Source organism: Kluyvera sp. CHPC 1.251 (genome assembly GCF_036759945.1).
GTDB lineage: Bacteria > Pseudomonadota > Gammaproteobacteria > Enterobacterales > Enterobacteriaceae > Kluyvera > Kluyvera sichuanensis.
On sequence record NZ_JAPKIC010000017.1, the window covers coordinates 1 to 14,510 of the forward strand.

Annotated in this window: 14 protein-coding genes; 11 read left to right on the forward strand and 3 right to left on the reverse strand. The window is 54.5% G+C overall.

The window, feature by feature from the left end; genetic code table 11:
• Positions 1 to 437: 437 nt before the first annotated feature.
• A complete protein-coding gene (locus V6940_RS21675) occupies positions 438 to 1,226 on the reverse strand; it encodes an AraC family transcriptional regulator (RefSeq protein ID WP_333497280.1) in 789 nt (262 codons plus the stop codon).
• A gap of 117 nt (positions 1,227 to 1,343) precedes the next feature.
• Here V6940_RS21675 and V6940_RS21680 point away from each other — a divergent pair, with 117 nt between their 5' ends.
• The 4 genes from V6940_RS21680 (at position 1,344) to V6940_RS21695 (ending at position 5,349) form a co-directional block, all read left to right on the forward strand.
• Entirely contained in the window at positions 1,344 to 2,375 is a 1,032-nt protein-coding gene (locus tag V6940_RS21680; protein ID WP_333497316.1) for an HlyD family secretion protein, read from the forward strand.
• Positions 2,375 to 3,895 carry a DHA2 family efflux MFS transporter permease subunit gene (locus tag V6940_RS21685; RefSeq protein ID WP_333497281.1) on the forward strand — a complete coding sequence of 507 codons (1,521 nt, stop codon included), beginning with the start codon at positions 2,375 to 2,377 and terminating at the stop codon, positions 3,893 to 3,895. Before V6940_RS21680 ends, V6940_RS21685 begins: the two co-directional genes overlap by 1 nt.
• A 177-nt stretch (positions 3,896 to 4,072) precedes the next feature.
• On the forward strand, positions 4,073 to 4,615 hold the full coding sequence (locus V6940_RS21690) for a DUF3916 domain-containing protein (RefSeq protein WP_333497282.1): 543 nt from the start codon (positions 4,073 to 4,075) through the stop codon (positions 4,613 to 4,615).
• Between the two features lie 185 nt (positions 4,616 to 4,800).
• Positions 4,801 to 5,349, forward strand: coding sequence for a hypothetical protein (locus V6940_RS21695; protein WP_333497283.1), 549 nt, complete (start codon positions 4,801 to 4,803; stop codon positions 5,347 to 5,349).
• A gap of 205 nt (positions 5,350 to 5,554) precedes the next feature.
• On the opposite strand, the gene V6940_RS21700 is transcribed toward V6940_RS21695, so the two are convergent.
• The gene (locus V6940_RS21700) at positions 5,555 to 6,361 is read right to left on the reverse strand and encodes an IclR family transcriptional regulator domain-containing protein (protein WP_333497284.1); all 807 of its coding nucleotides are present in this window, start codon (positions 6,359 to 6,361) and stop codon (positions 5,555 to 5,557) included.
• Positions 6,362 to 6,529: 168 nt separating this feature from the next.
• On the opposite strand from V6940_RS21700, the gene V6940_RS21705 reads away from it, so the two are divergent.
• From V6940_RS21705 to V6940_RS21735, 7 genes are all read left to right on the forward strand, one after another.
• Positions 6,530 to 7,219, forward strand: a complete 690-nt coding sequence (locus V6940_RS21705) for a 3-oxoacid CoA-transferase subunit A (protein WP_333497285.1) — start codon at positions 6,530 to 6,532, stop codon at positions 7,217 to 7,219.
• A gap of 10 nt (positions 7,220 to 7,229) precedes the next feature.
• Positions 7,230 to 7,886 (forward strand): 3-oxoacid CoA-transferase subunit B, encoded by a 657-nt coding sequence (locus V6940_RS21710; protein WP_333497286.1) that lies wholly within the window; start codon positions 7,230 to 7,232, stop codon positions 7,884 to 7,886.
• 9 nt (positions 7,887 to 7,895) lie between these two features.
• Entirely contained in the window at positions 7,896 to 9,098 is a 1,203-nt protein-coding gene (pcaF, locus tag V6940_RS21715; RefSeq protein ID WP_333497287.1) for a 3-oxoadipyl-CoA thiolase, read from the forward strand.
• Between the two features lie 9 nt (positions 9,099 to 9,107).
• Positions 9,108 to 10,454: a 3-carboxy-cis,cis-muconate cycloisomerase gene (locus V6940_RS21720; protein WP_333497288.1), complete on the forward strand. Its 1,347-nt coding sequence runs from the start codon at positions 9,108 to 9,110 to the stop codon at positions 10,452 to 10,454.
• The gene (gene pcaD, locus V6940_RS21725; protein WP_333497289.1) at positions 10,451 to 11,215 is read left to right on the forward strand and encodes a 3-oxoadipate enol-lactonase; all 765 of its coding nucleotides are present in this window, start codon (positions 10,451 to 10,453) and stop codon (positions 11,213 to 11,215) included. The genes V6940_RS21720 and pcaD overlap by 4 nt, the downstream gene beginning before the upstream one ends.
• Positions 11,205 to 11,594, forward strand: coding sequence for a 4-carboxymuconolactone decarboxylase (gene pcaC / locus V6940_RS21730; RefSeq protein ID WP_333497290.1), 390 nt, complete (start codon positions 11,205 to 11,207; stop codon positions 11,592 to 11,594). The genes pcaD and pcaC overlap by 11 nt, the downstream gene beginning before the upstream one ends.
• 78 nt (positions 11,595 to 11,672) lie before the next feature.
• The gene (locus V6940_RS21735) at positions 11,673 to 12,920 is read left to right on the forward strand and encodes a putative acyl-CoA thioester hydrolase (protein WP_333497291.1); all 1,248 of its coding nucleotides are present in this window, start codon (positions 11,673 to 11,675) and stop codon (positions 12,918 to 12,920) included.
• 78 nt (positions 12,921 to 12,998) lie between these two features.
• On the opposite strand, the gene V6940_RS21740 is transcribed toward V6940_RS21735, so the two are convergent.
• On the reverse strand, positions 12,999 to 14,432 hold the full coding sequence (locus V6940_RS21740; protein WP_333497292.1) for an aldehyde dehydrogenase: 1,434 nt from the start codon (positions 14,430 to 14,432) through the stop codon (positions 12,999 to 13,001).
• Between the last annotated feature and the right edge of the window lie 78 nt (positions 14,433 to 14,510).

Genomic DNA, 14,510 nt, shown 5'->3' on the forward strand with positions numbered 1-14,510 from the left:
TTTAAGTCATCTTAAATGACTCTGAGGTGTCTGTTAAACCCGTGGCGATTCAAACCATTGCCACGCGGATCTGATTCCAATTTGTATTATTCATGCAGCTATAAAGCATTCGAACCTCCAGGGTATTCTCATGACAGATTAACACATTACATGGATAACAACGTCAGTTTCTGGCACTAGCGGACGAGATAGCTGGGGCGAAGGTCCGCTGTAAGTGAGGTGCAGACGCTGTTAGCCGATATTTCCTTTATATACTGTAGATATGAAGATGTAATTGATTAACGCGAGCAGGTAACATCAACATAAACTTATTAGGAGTATGATTGTACAATCGACATCTGAGATTTTTCCCATTTAACTGCATTGCTGACTGAATTGAAGGTCCGCCTCGAGCCGAAAGCGGGCGTAAACTTTCTAAAAAAACGCCATAACATCTCTTACTTTATTGAGGCACTATATTTGCCTGGCGAATAACCAGTCCGGCGTTTAAACATATTCCCGAAAGATTCGGCCGAGGCATAGCCCAAATGGTGAGCTATTCTCGCTACAGAGCTTCCTTCCTCCAGTAATGACACTGCGCTTATGACATGCATTTGTTGGATCCAGTGTCGAAATGTCAGACCCGTTTCTTTCACGAAGAGACGCATAAGCGTGCGATTACTGACGCTGATTTTATCGGCCAGATTATCCAGCGTGGGAAGATATCCTGGCTGACTCATTAACGCTTCGCACAGCGACTGAAGTCGCGTATCTCGTGGCCAGGGAAGTTCCAGCGATACTTTTCCCCCCGATTTTATCTCCTGCAAAATTAAGGTCTCAAGGGCAGTGAAACGCATCTGGTATTCACTGTCAGCAGAGATGTTTTGCTGATGTGTAGGTTGATTTATCGCTATCAGCAACTCCCTTAGCAACGGTGATATCCCGGTCATAAAACACGTATTTCCGACTATTTTGCTCTGTGCCTCGTTGATCAGTATGGTTTTGAGCAGAACGTTTCCTGTCGCTACAAATTTATGTGGCATCTGTGGCGGTAGCCATAACGCACAACTGGCGTGGACCATCCATACACTGCCTTCCGCCCATACCCGCACGACGCCTTCCGCTGGATAGAGCAGTTGAGCATAGATGTGCTTATGCCACGGTATGACCCCACCGTTCAGATGTTCAGAATCCAGCCCGATGATGTGATGCCCCGGCAGCGCTTCTGGCTGTAGCGTGATTGTCATTTTGGATATGTTTATTGGCAATAATTATCAAAATAGACATGTTAATTTTTCTGCATCGGTTGTGCAACCTCATCAGGATGCACGGTGTGAAGACAATCTGAGTGGCAGCAATAAATGATCGTTTTTTTTAAAAAGCACCTTATCGGCGCAGCGGGAATAATTTGTCTATTAGTGGGGAGTATTTTTTACGGATGGTGGCTAATGGATGGCCGTTATATACGTTCAACGGATGATGCCTATGTTGGGGGGAATATCACCGTCGTGGCCAGTAAAGTCTCTGGCTATATCTCAAGGATTGAGATTCGTGATAATCAACTCGTTAAAGTAGGGGATATTATCCTGCGTCTTGATGACCGTGATTATCGAGCCGCTGTTGCTCAATCTCAGGCAAAAGTATCCAGAAGTGAAGCCAGTCTCGAAAGTATTCGTGCCAGCATCACGATGCAACAATCGGTTATAGCGAGTGCCGGTGAAAACTGGCAGGCGGCAAAACTCGAAGCGCAAAAGCGTCAGCAAGACAGTCAGCGTTACGAACGGTTGGCAAAGTCGGCGGCCATTTCTCAACAAATCAAAGATAACGCCCGGCTTGATTATCAGCGGATGATAGCCAATGAACGCAAAGCAGCGAATGATTACCAGACGGAGAAACAGCGTCTAAAGATGCTATCTTTCCAACTGGAAGCCGCAAGAGCAAGCCTTAGAGAGGCGAAGTCGGCACTCGACCGGGCGTTGCTCAACCTGGAATACACGGTGGTGCGGGCCCCTATAACGGGTATTGTGGCTAACCGTCGCGCCCGTATTGGTAGTTGGGTTGCGGGAGGAACACAGTTAGCCTCCGTTGTACCTGTCAGCGGCCTGTGGATCGATGCGAATTTTAAGGAGAGCCAGATTGCCGGTATGAAACCCGGGATGAAAGCAGAAATACGGGCAGATGCCCTACACGGCTATGTTATTCACGGCTATGTCGAGAGTCTGGCGCCAGCAACTGGAGCCACCTTTAGCCTGATCCCCGTAGAAAATGCCACCGGCAATTTTACCAAAATAGTGCAACGCGTTCCGGTAAGAATTGCCATTGATAAAACAGATGAACTGGCAGGGATCCTTCGACCGGGACTTTCAGTGACCGTTAGTGTCAACGAGCGACACTGATGGGGGCCGCCATGCGAAAACATATAGCTTTTGCCAGTATGTGTATTGGGCTGTTTATTGCTCAGCTTGATATACAGATTGTCTCCGCCTCCCTTAATGAAATCGGTGGTGGTCTCTCGGCGGGTAAGGATGAGATAGCATGGATTCAAACCAGCTATCTGATCGCGGAAATCATTATTATCCCTCTTTCGGGATGGCTATCACGGGTATTCTCCACCCGCTGGCTGTTTACGCTTTCTGCCGGTGCTTTTACCGCAATGAGCGTTGCCTGTGGGCTGGCGTGGAATATTCAGAGCATGATTGTGTTCCGTGCGTTACAGGGCGTCGCAGGGGCATCGATGATCCCGTTGGTCTTTACCACTGCTTTTATTTATTACCAGGGGAAGGAGTTAGGGTTAGCGGCCGCAGTCGTCAGCGCGTTGGCATCGTTATCCCCAACGCTTGGCCCCACGCTTGGGGGATGGATTACCGATAACCTAGAATGGCGGTGGCTTTTTTATATCAATATGTTACCGGGTCTTTATCTGGTACTAAGCATCCCTCTGCTGGTGGATATTGATAAACCAAACCTGGCGCTCCTTAAAAACGCTGATTATCTGGGCATTGTGCTACTTGCGCTTACATTGGGATGCCTGGAATACTCCCTGGAAGAAGGGGCCCGATGGGGATGGTTTGACGACAGCACGATAATACTAACCTCGGGTCTGACGCTGGTATCTGCACTTTTATTTGCGATACGAACGCTATCAATATCGAACCCGATTATGGATCTGTATGCGTTCAAGGACAAAAACTTCTCGCTGGGCTGTTTTTTCTCTTTTGCCGGAGGTGTGGGGATATTCTCAACCGTTTACTTAACGCCGGTATTTCTGGGGCAGGTCAGAGGGTTTAGTGCGCTGGATATTGGCCTGGCGGTATGCACGACCGGGATATTCCAAATCTTGTCAGTACCGCTTTATTTGTATTTGAGTAAAAGAATAAATCTGCGATGGCTACTGATGGTTGGGCTGGGCGGATTTGCGTTTTCTATGTTTCTTTTCACACCCATAACAAATCAGTGGGGATGGCAAGAATTACTGCTGCCGCAGGCTGTCAGGGGCGTTTCACAACAATTTGCGATGGCACCGATCGTAACATTGACCCTGGGAGGTATATCCAAAGAACGACTAAAGCTGGCATCGGGAGTATTCAACCTGACACGTAATCTGGGAGGCGCTATTGGAATTGCGCTGTGCGGTACTATTCTCAATAGCCGGATTAATTTTCATTACCAAAGGATTGGGGAAAAAATGGTGTCCGTGCCACAGACTGTCAATGAGTTCATGACCCGTTACACCTCTATTTTCACCCAGGGAGGGAGTGACACTACCGCCGGGCCACTAGCAGCAACAAAATTACTGGGTCAGATGATGATGCTGGAAGCGCAAACAATGGCATTTTCTGATGCTTTTTTGCTGATTAGTCTCCTCTTGTTTATCGCTTTCGCGCTGGTTCCTGCAATGGGTAGAAAACAGTTATGATGGCGCTCGTCCTCAACTCACGGGGCATACTAAACAGGCGCTACGAGCGAGACGTGGACGTTCTTGTGTGGCGCAAATCGTTCGATTATAGCTAAGCCATTGGTTAGGATATATATTGTATAAATACTAATTAGTCGTCCAAACTATATCTAATTAAACAATCAGGAAGTTAAAAACATGAGCAGACGTCTATGCAGGGATAACCGTACAAAAGTACGTAACATTCCTCGACGTATAAAATCACTTAACCGTTGGGCTGAAACTTTCCTTAACCCAGACCGTGCAATCTTTCCCAAAAGCGAGCAATACTGGAATTTTAAAATCCCCGTTGAAATTAATCTTATTCAAGGGAAATACAGCAAACAAACAACAAAAGCAGAGTGTGCACAGGCCTTAATTAATGCTTGTTCTAATTTGATGCACGCCACAGCCAATTGCGGCGATACACCTCGAATTACAGCCGTTATTTGCCTTCCGGATATGTTTACCAGCGAAGTATGTTTGTTTCGTTCTGAGGAATACTTCCAGGGGTTCATCACTGAAGGTCGCTCTGAGAATGGCTCATCAGTACTACTCAAAGAACGTAGCCTTGCCAGGGAATGGGGGCTCACTCTCCCGGATGGAGTGCAAGAATTAGGTATAACACTTAATGACTCTGGTGGTGACGACCCGGATGAGTGGTTTTCAGGCGAACGCTGGTATTATGGCCAACTGCGGTAATCGCTACTTTACGACTGTAGCGGCGTACTTATCTATGGAAGCCGTACAATGCGTATCTTCCTGAACCTGAAGAAGGGGGGGCGTAAAGAAAACGGTTTATGACACTTCATCCCAACTGTTGTCGAAATAACATTTCTCCTCGTTATGAGATGCTAAGTGCCGCCCAACGCTGACAAGGAGTTCAGATGTCTATCTGGCAGCCAAAGAACCATGAAAATAGCCTTAAGTTGCTACTGAGGGGGATTCCCGATTGCAATTGGGTGCCTTGTATTGAGATGGCCGTAGGTGGTTTAACCGAAGTCGCTTTTTCACGTAATTATAACCACTTGCTTTTGATCATTTCCTCTTCCGGACGAGGTGTGCTTGATTGTCTGAGTGGAGAAATTATTGCCAGAGATCATGAAGAGTATGGTAACGGGTACGACTCCGTTGGTCTGGCATGTGAAGGTATTGGACCGCTGAGCGGTGAGACGCTTTCCATTGCAGGTCTTTGTGGTGGTGGTTTACCCATGTCTAACCGGTACGGAGAGACTCTGGAGCGCGTGTCGCCAGAGTGGCCCCTGGAAATGTTAATCTGGTGCCCGCCGGGTAAGAGTGCATTAATTGCCTCCCATCAAGAAGGGTGTCTCAGACTGGCAACGGATTACTTTCGCTGTGTGGGTTTCTCATGGCATGGCGAGTTCATTATATCGGCAACAAGCAGCGATCTTACGGTCTGGAAAAGACAGGGTTGATCAATCTGGCTATTAAATGCGGTTTCGATGTCATCTATCTGGGCACCATATTGAATCCTGCCGTATACCCGAGTCAGCATGGTCAATCGCCGGTGCCGCAAAACCACCGGTTATGATCCTAACCAGTGACAGGCCAGTTTTCCCTGAGCGTTGAATAATAAGACTGAACGCTCTCTGTGTGAATTGACTCTCTAGATTGCAGACGCTAACGCAGCAGCAAACTCAGCTCAGAAGCCGCTTTTTGCAACTCCGGCAACACGCGCTCTAACAGCTCAGCGGCGGAAACCTGCCCGGCATGCACGCCGACGTTCAGCGCCGCTTCCACGTGACCTTGCGGATTAAACAGCGGCACTGCCAGCGAACGCAGACCCATTTCTAACTCCTGGTCGTTTAACGCATATCCCTGCTGACGAATGGCTTTCAGCTCGCTGCGCAGTTTGGCCACGGAGGAGATGGTCTGTGGTGTATAGCGAATCATGGTGATGCGCGCCAGCATATCGTTAAGTTTCTCTTCCGGCTGATAGCTCAGCAGCACGCGCCCCATCGACGTTGACCAGGCGGGCAGGCGACTACCGATATCGAGATCGATAGTCATAATGCGCGAGCTGGAGGCACGGGCGATATACAGAATATCATCGCCGTCGAGGGTCGCTATCGAACAGGACTCATTGAGCATTTCGCTCAAATGCCGCAGCACCGGCTGCGCCGAACGCGCCAGCGGCGTTGAGGCTAACCACGCGTGTCCAAGGGATAAAATCCGCGGGCGCAGCTGAAAGTTTTTGCCGTCTTCCGCATAGACAAACCCGAGCTTGCCCAGCGTATACAAGCAGCGGCGCACCGCGGCACGTGGAATGCCGGTCTTCTGGCTAATTTGTGAAATCGACAGCACCCGACGCTGTGGCGTGAAGGCCTGAATCACCTCCAGCCCGCGCGCCAGAGAGGCCATAAAGTTCGGGTCGCCTTTAAACGGGTCGCTGTCGCCCGTCAAAATATCGTCTGGATGTTTCTCCACTTTTACTCTCCGTTTATGCCGTCGATCACATTATTCGTCTAAACATACACGATGTTCGATTATCGCACCATATTTCGATTATCGCCCTTGACCGACATCGTTAAGCGGGTCACATTTTGTGCGAACAACGAATATAAGTGCGATAACCGCACATCAAGGAGCAACCTGATGATCGATAAAAGTGTGTCGACGCTGACCGATGCCGTTGCGGGTATCCATGACGGGGCGACAATAATGATTGGCGGCTTTGGGCCTGCCGGGCAGCCGACGCAGCTGATTGATGCGTTGATTGAGCAGGGCGCACGCGACCTGACCATCATCAATAATAACGCCGGTAACGGTGAGATTGGCCTCGCGGCGCTGCTGAAAGCCGGGCGCGTTCGCAAGATGATCTGTTCATTCCCACGCCAGGTTGATTCGCAGATTTTTGATGATCTCTACCGCCGCGGCAAAGTGGAGCTTGAGCTGGTTCCGCAGGGCAACCTGGCGGCGCGCATTCAGGCCGCTGGTGCCGGGCTTGGGGCAATTTTCACCCCGACGGGCTACGGCACACCGCTGGCAGAAGGTAAAGAGACGCGGGAAATCGACGGTCGCCACTATGTGCTGGAATACCCGATTAAAGCGGACTTTGCGCTGATCAAAGCCCATCAGGGCGATCGCTGGGGCAACCTGGTATACCGCAAAGCGGCGCGTAACTTCGGGCCAATCATGGCTACCGCCGCGAAAACGACGATTGCTGAAGTGACTAATTTAGTGGCGCTGGGAGAACTGGACCCGGAGAACGTCGTCACGCCCGGTATTTTTGTGCAGCGCGTTTTCTCGCTGGAAAATCTCAATGTCCAGGCACAGCGCGCCTAAGGAACCCATGATGCAAAAACTCTCTCGTGACGATATGGCTAAACGTGTGGCGCAGGATATCCCGGAAGGAGCCTACGTCAATTTAGGCATCGGCCTGCCGACGCGCATCGCCAACTACCTGCCGACGGATAAAGAAGTCTTCCTGCACAGCGAAAATGGTCTGCTGGGCATGGGGCCGAAGCCCGCTCCGGGGGAAGAAGACCCGGAATTGATTAACGCCGGTAAAGAGTTCGTCACCTTGCTGCAGGGCGGTTGCTACTTCCACCACGGCGACTCGTTCGCCATGATGCGCGGCGGCCATCTTGATATCTGCGTGCTGGGTGCGTATCAGGTTTCCGCTTCGGGCGATCTCGCCAACTGGAGCACCGGCGCGCCGGACTCAATTCCTGCAGTGGGCGGCGCGATGGACTTAGCCGTTGGTGCGCGTCAGGTCTTCGTCATGATGGACCACCTTACGCGCGACGGCGAGTGCAAGCTGGTTGAGCACTGCACCTATCCTCTGACCGGCGTAGGCTGCGTTAGCCGTATCTATACCGACCTGGCAGTGATCGACATTACCGCCAGCGGTCCAGTGGTGCGCGAAATCTTTAACGGTCTCTCATTTGAAGAACTGCAGCGAATTACCCCGGTAACGCTTTCCTATAACGCCGTAGCGGAAATCGCTTAAGGAACAATGATGAATCAAGCATTTATCTGCGACGCGGTCCGCACTCCGTTCGGTCGTTTTGGTGGTACTCTGGCAAGCGTCCGCGCGGACGACCTGGCGGCGCTGCCGCTGAAAGCCCTTATCGAACGAAACCCTGGGCTTGATCCGGCACGTATTGACGATGTGATTTACGGCTGCGCCAACCAGGCGGGTGAAGACAACCGCAACGTCGCGCGTATGGCGCTACTGCTGGCCGGACTGCCGGAAACGGTGCCGGGCACCACCATTAACCGTCTTTGTGGCTCCAGCCTGGATGCCATCGGCGTGGCGGCGCGGGCGATTAAAAGCGGCGAAACGCAATTGATGATCGCTGGTGGCGTAGAGAGCATGTCGCGCGCGCCGTTTGTGATGGGCAAAGCGGAAAGCGCCTACAGCCGCAGCATGAAAATGGAAGACACCACCATCGGCTGGCGCTTTATTAATAGCCAGATGAAAGCGCGCTACGGCGTGGACTCAATGCCGGAAACGGCGGAGAACGTGGCGACCGATTTTGCCATTGCGCGCGCGGATCAGGACGCGTTTGCCCTGCGCAGCCAGCAGCGTACCGCACTGGCACAGGCCAACGGCGTGTTTAACGATGAATTAATTCCGGTGCACATCCCGCAGCGCAAAGGCGAGCCGCTGATTTTCACCCAGGATGAGCACCCGCGCAGCACTTCGCTTGAGGCGCTGGCAAAATTAAGAGGCGTGGTGCGCCCGGATGCCACCGTTACGGCAGGCAATGCCTCCGGCGTTAACGACGGAGCCTGCGCGCTGTTGCTGGCGAGTGAACTGGCGATGACGCAGAACGATTTACAGCCGCTGGCGCGAGTGGTGGGTATCGCCACCGCCGGGGTGGCGCCGCGTATCATGGGCTTTGGCCCGGCACCGGCGGTGCGTAAAGTCCTGGCGCAAACCGGGTTAACGCTGGCGCAAATGGATGTAATCGAGTTGAATGAAGCCTTCGCCGCGCAGGCGCTGGCGGTACTGCGTGATTTAGGGCTGCCGGACGATGCCGCGTATGTTAACCCGCACGGCGGGGCGATTGCGCTGGGCCATCCGCTGGGGGCGTCGGGCGGGCGGCTGGCGATGACGGCCGCCTACCAGCTGCGTCGTACCGGTGGGCGCTATGCACTCTGCACCATGTGTATCGGCGTAGGCCAGGGGATCGCGCTGATTATTGAACGCGTATAAGGAGCTGGAATGAGTGTGTTGACCCCGCTATTGCGCACTGAAGCATTAACGGACATTTTCAGCGATGAACGCCTCGTTCAGGGGATGCTGGATTTTGAAGCCGCGCTGGCAACGGCACAGGCGCGCTGCGGCGTGATCCCTAGCGCGGCGGTGGAGCCAATTTCCGCCGCCTGCCGGGCATCGCTCATTGACCTAACCACGCTGGCAACAGCGGCGGCGAGCGCGGGCAATCTGGCAATCCCGCTGGTGAAACAACTCACCCAGCGGGTGAAAAATACCGATCCAGAGGCAGCGCGCTACGTCCATTGGGGCGCGACCAGCCAGGATGCCATTGACACGGGGTTGATGCTCCAGCTTCAGCAGGCGCTTGGCGAAACGGAAACACGGCTTGCGCGGCTTATTAGCGTGTTGGCGGAACAGGTAATGCGTCATCAGCATACGCTGCTGCCGGGCCGTACCTGGATGCAACATGCGCTGCCCATTACCTACGGATTGAAACTGGCGGGTACGCTCGATGCGTTGCTGCGCTGGCAGGAACGGCTGGCACAAATGCGGCCGCGCGTGCTGGCGCTGCAGTTTGGCGGCGCGGCGGGCACGCTGGCATCGCTAAGAGAGAAGGGACCGGAGGTCGCACAGGCGCTGGCCGCTGAGCTGAACCTGACGCTTCCCGATACGCCTTGGCATAGCCAACGCGACCGGCTGATTGAACTGGCAAGCTGGTACGCCGGGCTGTGCGGGACGCTGGGCAAATTTGCTAACGACTTTGCTTTAATGATGCAAACGGAAGTGGCGGAAGTGAGCGAACCGATAGCCGAAGGGCGCGGCGGATCCTCCGCGATGCCGCATAAACGTAACCCGGTGAGCTGCGCCGCGATTCTGGCGGCGGTGACCAGAGTGCCGGGACTGATGGCAACGCTGTATGCCTGCCAGATTCAACAGCACGAACGCGCGCTGGGCGGCTGGCAGGCGGAGTGGGAAGCGCTGCCGCAGCTGTTGATGCTGGCGGGCGGGGTGCTGGAAAACAGCGAATATCTGGTTAAAGGGATGCAGGTTAATACGCAAAAAATGCGTGATAACCTGGATATTACCCACGGTCTGGTGATGGCGGAATCGGTCACCCAGGCGCTGGCGGCGCATCTCGGTAAAGCCGATGCTCACCATCTGATTGAAACGATTTGCCACCGGGCGATTGCGCTTGATTGCCCGCTACGACCGCTGCTGGAAAACGATCCGCTGGTGAGCCAGCATCTTTCTCCAGAGCAACTGACGCAGCTACTGGACCCGGCAAACGCTGTCGGTAGCGCGGACCACTTTGTGCGCCAGGTATTGGCGCGCTTTCAGGAGTTAGGGACATGAATATCCATTATCGCCTCGACGGACCGGAAAAGGCACCGGTACTGGTGTTATCAAACTCACTGGGCACCACGCTCTCCATGTGGGACGCGCAAATGCCTGCGCTAACCGAGCATTTTCGCGTACTGCGCTACGATACGCACGGTCACGGGCAAACAACCAAACGCGGGAAAGTGACGCTGTCACAACTTGGGGAAGACGTTATTTCGCTGCTCGATCACTTGAATATCGACCGCGCCAGCTTCTGCGGCATTTCGATGGGCGGCTTGACCGGGTTGTGGCTGGCGCGCTTCGCGCCGGAGCGTTTTGACGCCATTGCGGTGGCGAACACCGCCGCGAAGATTGGTGAACAAGCAGGCTGGCTCTCCCGTGCGCGCACCGTGCGCAGTGAAGGAATGGGCGTGGTGGCTGCCGGTTCCGCCGATCGCTGGTTTACCCCGGCGTTTCGTCAACATCAGCCAGCGGTAGTTGAACAGCTTTGCCATCAACTGGCTGCGTCCGAAGCCGAAGGTTATGCCGAGTGTTGCGATGCGCTCGCGGCGGCGGATCTGCGGGCAGAAGTGGCGGCGATTACGCTGCCAATGCTGATCATCGCCGGTGAGCATGACCCGGTCACCACCGTGGATGATGCCGACTATCTGCATCAGCAAATAGACGGCGCGTTCCAGGTCGAACTCCCGGCTTCGCATCTCTCAAATATTGAAGCCAGCGACGAATTTAACGCCGCGCTGGTGGCGTTTTTACGGAGGAATCATGGCGGATAACGAACGTTATCAGCAGGGGATGGCGGTACGACGTAAAGTGCTGGGCGATGCCCATGTTGACCGCACCGTGGCGAAACTCTCACCGCTGAACGAAGAGTTTCAGGACTTTATCACGCGCTACGCCTGGGGTGAAACCTGGACCCGTCCGGGGCTGGATCACCACACGCGCAGCATGATAACCATCGCGATGCTGATTGCGCTGAACCGCGAAGCTGAACTGAAAATGCATCTGCGCGCGTCGTTTAATAATGGCGTCACCCGCGATGAGCTGAAAGAGTTGATTATGCACTCGGCGCTTTACTGCGGTCTGCCAGCAGCAAATGCCACCATGCACCTGGCTCAGCAGGTGTTTGATGAGGTCGACGCGGAGAAAGCGTGATCGCGCAGTGAAAAAATAAAACGTGGTTCCATTATTATCGGTAATCTTTTTCTATTTAACGTTGTTAATGGAGAACCGATGACAAGACTACGTTACCCAGGAATGTCGACGCTGCTCTGTATGCCGCTGGTGCTGCAGGGCTGCGTCGCTTCCTCGTCAACCGGCACCGCCAGTCGGCCGCAGTTGACGGCACAAGAAACTTCCGGCTATACCGCCGAAAACTACTTTGCTCGTGGCGGAATGCTCAACCATCTTCAGGGAGCCTGGCAGCCCAAGCCTATCGTTCCCGATAACGATACCCCGTGGCGGGTAGCGAAGTCCGGTGCGCCTTTTAGCGATATTCAGCAGGCGATTAACGCCGCCATTACCCAACACAAAGGCCACGACCGTCTCTATATCAGAATCGATCCCGGCGTTTATACCGGCACGGTTTATATTCCTGACGATGCGCCACCCATCACCCTTTTTGGTACCGGTAAACAGGCAGAAGCGGTGCGCATTGAGTTCGCGCTGGACTCGCAGTTTAGCCCGGCAAAATACCGCGAAACCGTCAACGCCAACCGCTATCCGCCGGGCTCCCCGGCCTATTATCAGTATGCCCTGTGCGCTGGCAGAACCAGCGCGCTGATAGGCACCAACTGCGCCGCCGTGTTCTGGGCGCAAAGCCATGATTTGCAGCTCTATAACCTGACTATCGCCAACAGCCTGCTGGACACGGTTGACGGCGGCACCCATCAGGGTGTGGCGCTGCGCACCGATGGGGATCGCATCCAGCTACAGCGCGTCCGTCTGCTGGGGCGTCAGGATACGCTGTATCTCAATATCAGCGACCGTAAAAATGATGCGCTGACCGATCGTCTTTATCGCGTCCTGGTACAGGACAGCTACGTGGAAGGGGATGTGGATTACGTATTTGGCCGCGCCAACGTGGTGTTCGACCGGGTACATTTTCACACCGTCTCCAGCCGCCGCTCGCCGGAAGCCTACGTACTTGCCCCCAATACACTGCCGGATAACCCGTACGGATTCCTGGTGAAGAACAGCCGTTTTACCACCGACGAAGGGTATAAAGGCACATTTAAGGCCAAACTTGGTCGCGCGTGGGATCAGGGGGCAGGGAAAACGGGCTACTTGCCGGGTAAAACGGCAAACGGTCAGGCGTTGATTGTCGATAGCATCGTCGATAGCGGCTACGACGCGCTGTCGCCGTGGGGCGCCGCAGCCACTACGGCAAGGCCGTATAAGGCGAATGCGGAGACTTCACGGCAGCTTAACGATGTGCATTTCAACCGACTGTGGGAGTGGAATACGCACTGGGAGCAGTAGAACCGGTGCCTCTCCGTAATTGCTCACGGTTTCCTCTCCCTTTTGGGGAGAGGGTTAGGGTGAGGGGCGGCGATATACTTAGAAAGGTAACCGTCGCGGCTGCGTCTGCATCGTGACCCACCTCAGCTCAGTGAACTCATGGATCCCAGCCCGTCCGCCAAAGCGGCCGTATCCGGAATCTTTGGTGCCGCCGAAGGGCATCTGTGCTTCATCGTGTACCGTCGGGCCGTTAATGTGGCAGATCCCGGTTTGCAGGTTCTGCGCCACGTTCCATGCTCGCGCGGTATCACGACTGTAGACCGCAGACGACAAGCCGTACGCGCTGTCGTTGGCAATCCGCACCGCGTCCTGTTCATCGGTTGCGCGGATCACCGCTTTGACCGGGCCGAACGACTCTTCATGCCAAATGCGCATTGCAGGCGTAACCCCGTCCAACAGCGTCGCCGGCATCAAGGTGGAGTCCGCTTTCCCTCCGGTAAGCAGCGTTGCGCCGTGCGCCAGTGCGTCATCAATCAGCGCATTACAACGATCCACGGTTTTTTTGTCGACCACCGAGCCAAGCAGTCCGTCTGGCAGACCTTTCACTCGCTTAACCAGCGCTTCAATAAATGATTTGGCAATCGCCTGTTCAACGATAATACGTTCGGTCGACATGCAAATCTGTCCGGCGTTAGCGAACGCGCCGAAGGTCGCTCCGGCGGCGGCCTGGTCGATATCGGCGTCATCCAGCACCAGCAGCGGCGCTTTGCCACCCAGTTCCAGGACAACCGGTTTGAGATATTTCGCGCAGGTCTGCGCAATGATGCGGCCAACCGGCGTCGAACCGGTGAAGTTAATCCGCCGTACGCCGGGGTGAGCAATGATGTTTTCAACCAGCGCAGGCGCGTCCTGCGGGGCACAGGTCAGGTAGTTCACCACGCCTGCCGGGAATCCCGCCGCCGCCAATGCCTCGATAATCAGCCCTTGTGTGGCGGGTGAGAGTTCAGACCCTTTGAGGATCACCGTATTGCCGCAAGCAAGCGGCGTGGCAATAGCGCGCACCGCCAGAATAATCGGCGCGTTCCACGGCGCCATGCCCAGCACTACGCCAGCGCCCTGACGGGTGGCCATTGCCAGATTGCCGGGAATGTTTGAGGGGATAACCTGACCGTCAATCTGCGTGGTTAACGCGGCCGCTTCACGCAGAATATCGGCCCCGAGATGCACATTAAACCCGGCCCATTGCGGCGTGGCGCCCGTTTCGGCACTCATGGTAGCGATAAACTGCTCGCTGCGCTTTTCCAGCTCATCGGCAGCGGCCAGCAGCAATCGACGACGTTCACCGGGGGGCGTATCACGCCACTGTGGGAACGCTGCAGCTGCGGCATCGGCGGTGCGGGTGGCATCGGTCAACGTGGCGGCGGGCGCGACGCTGGCAATGGTTTGAGTCACCGGATTCAGGCGGGTAAAGGTGGCAGCGTTTTGCGCAGCGCACGCTTCGCCGTGAATAAACAGGGTACAGGTGATGGTCATGGCAGCCTCTTATCGACTCGGGTTATCCAACGAGTGTAAAGAGGCATGGGCGAGTTGAATATCCATCGGACGGATTTC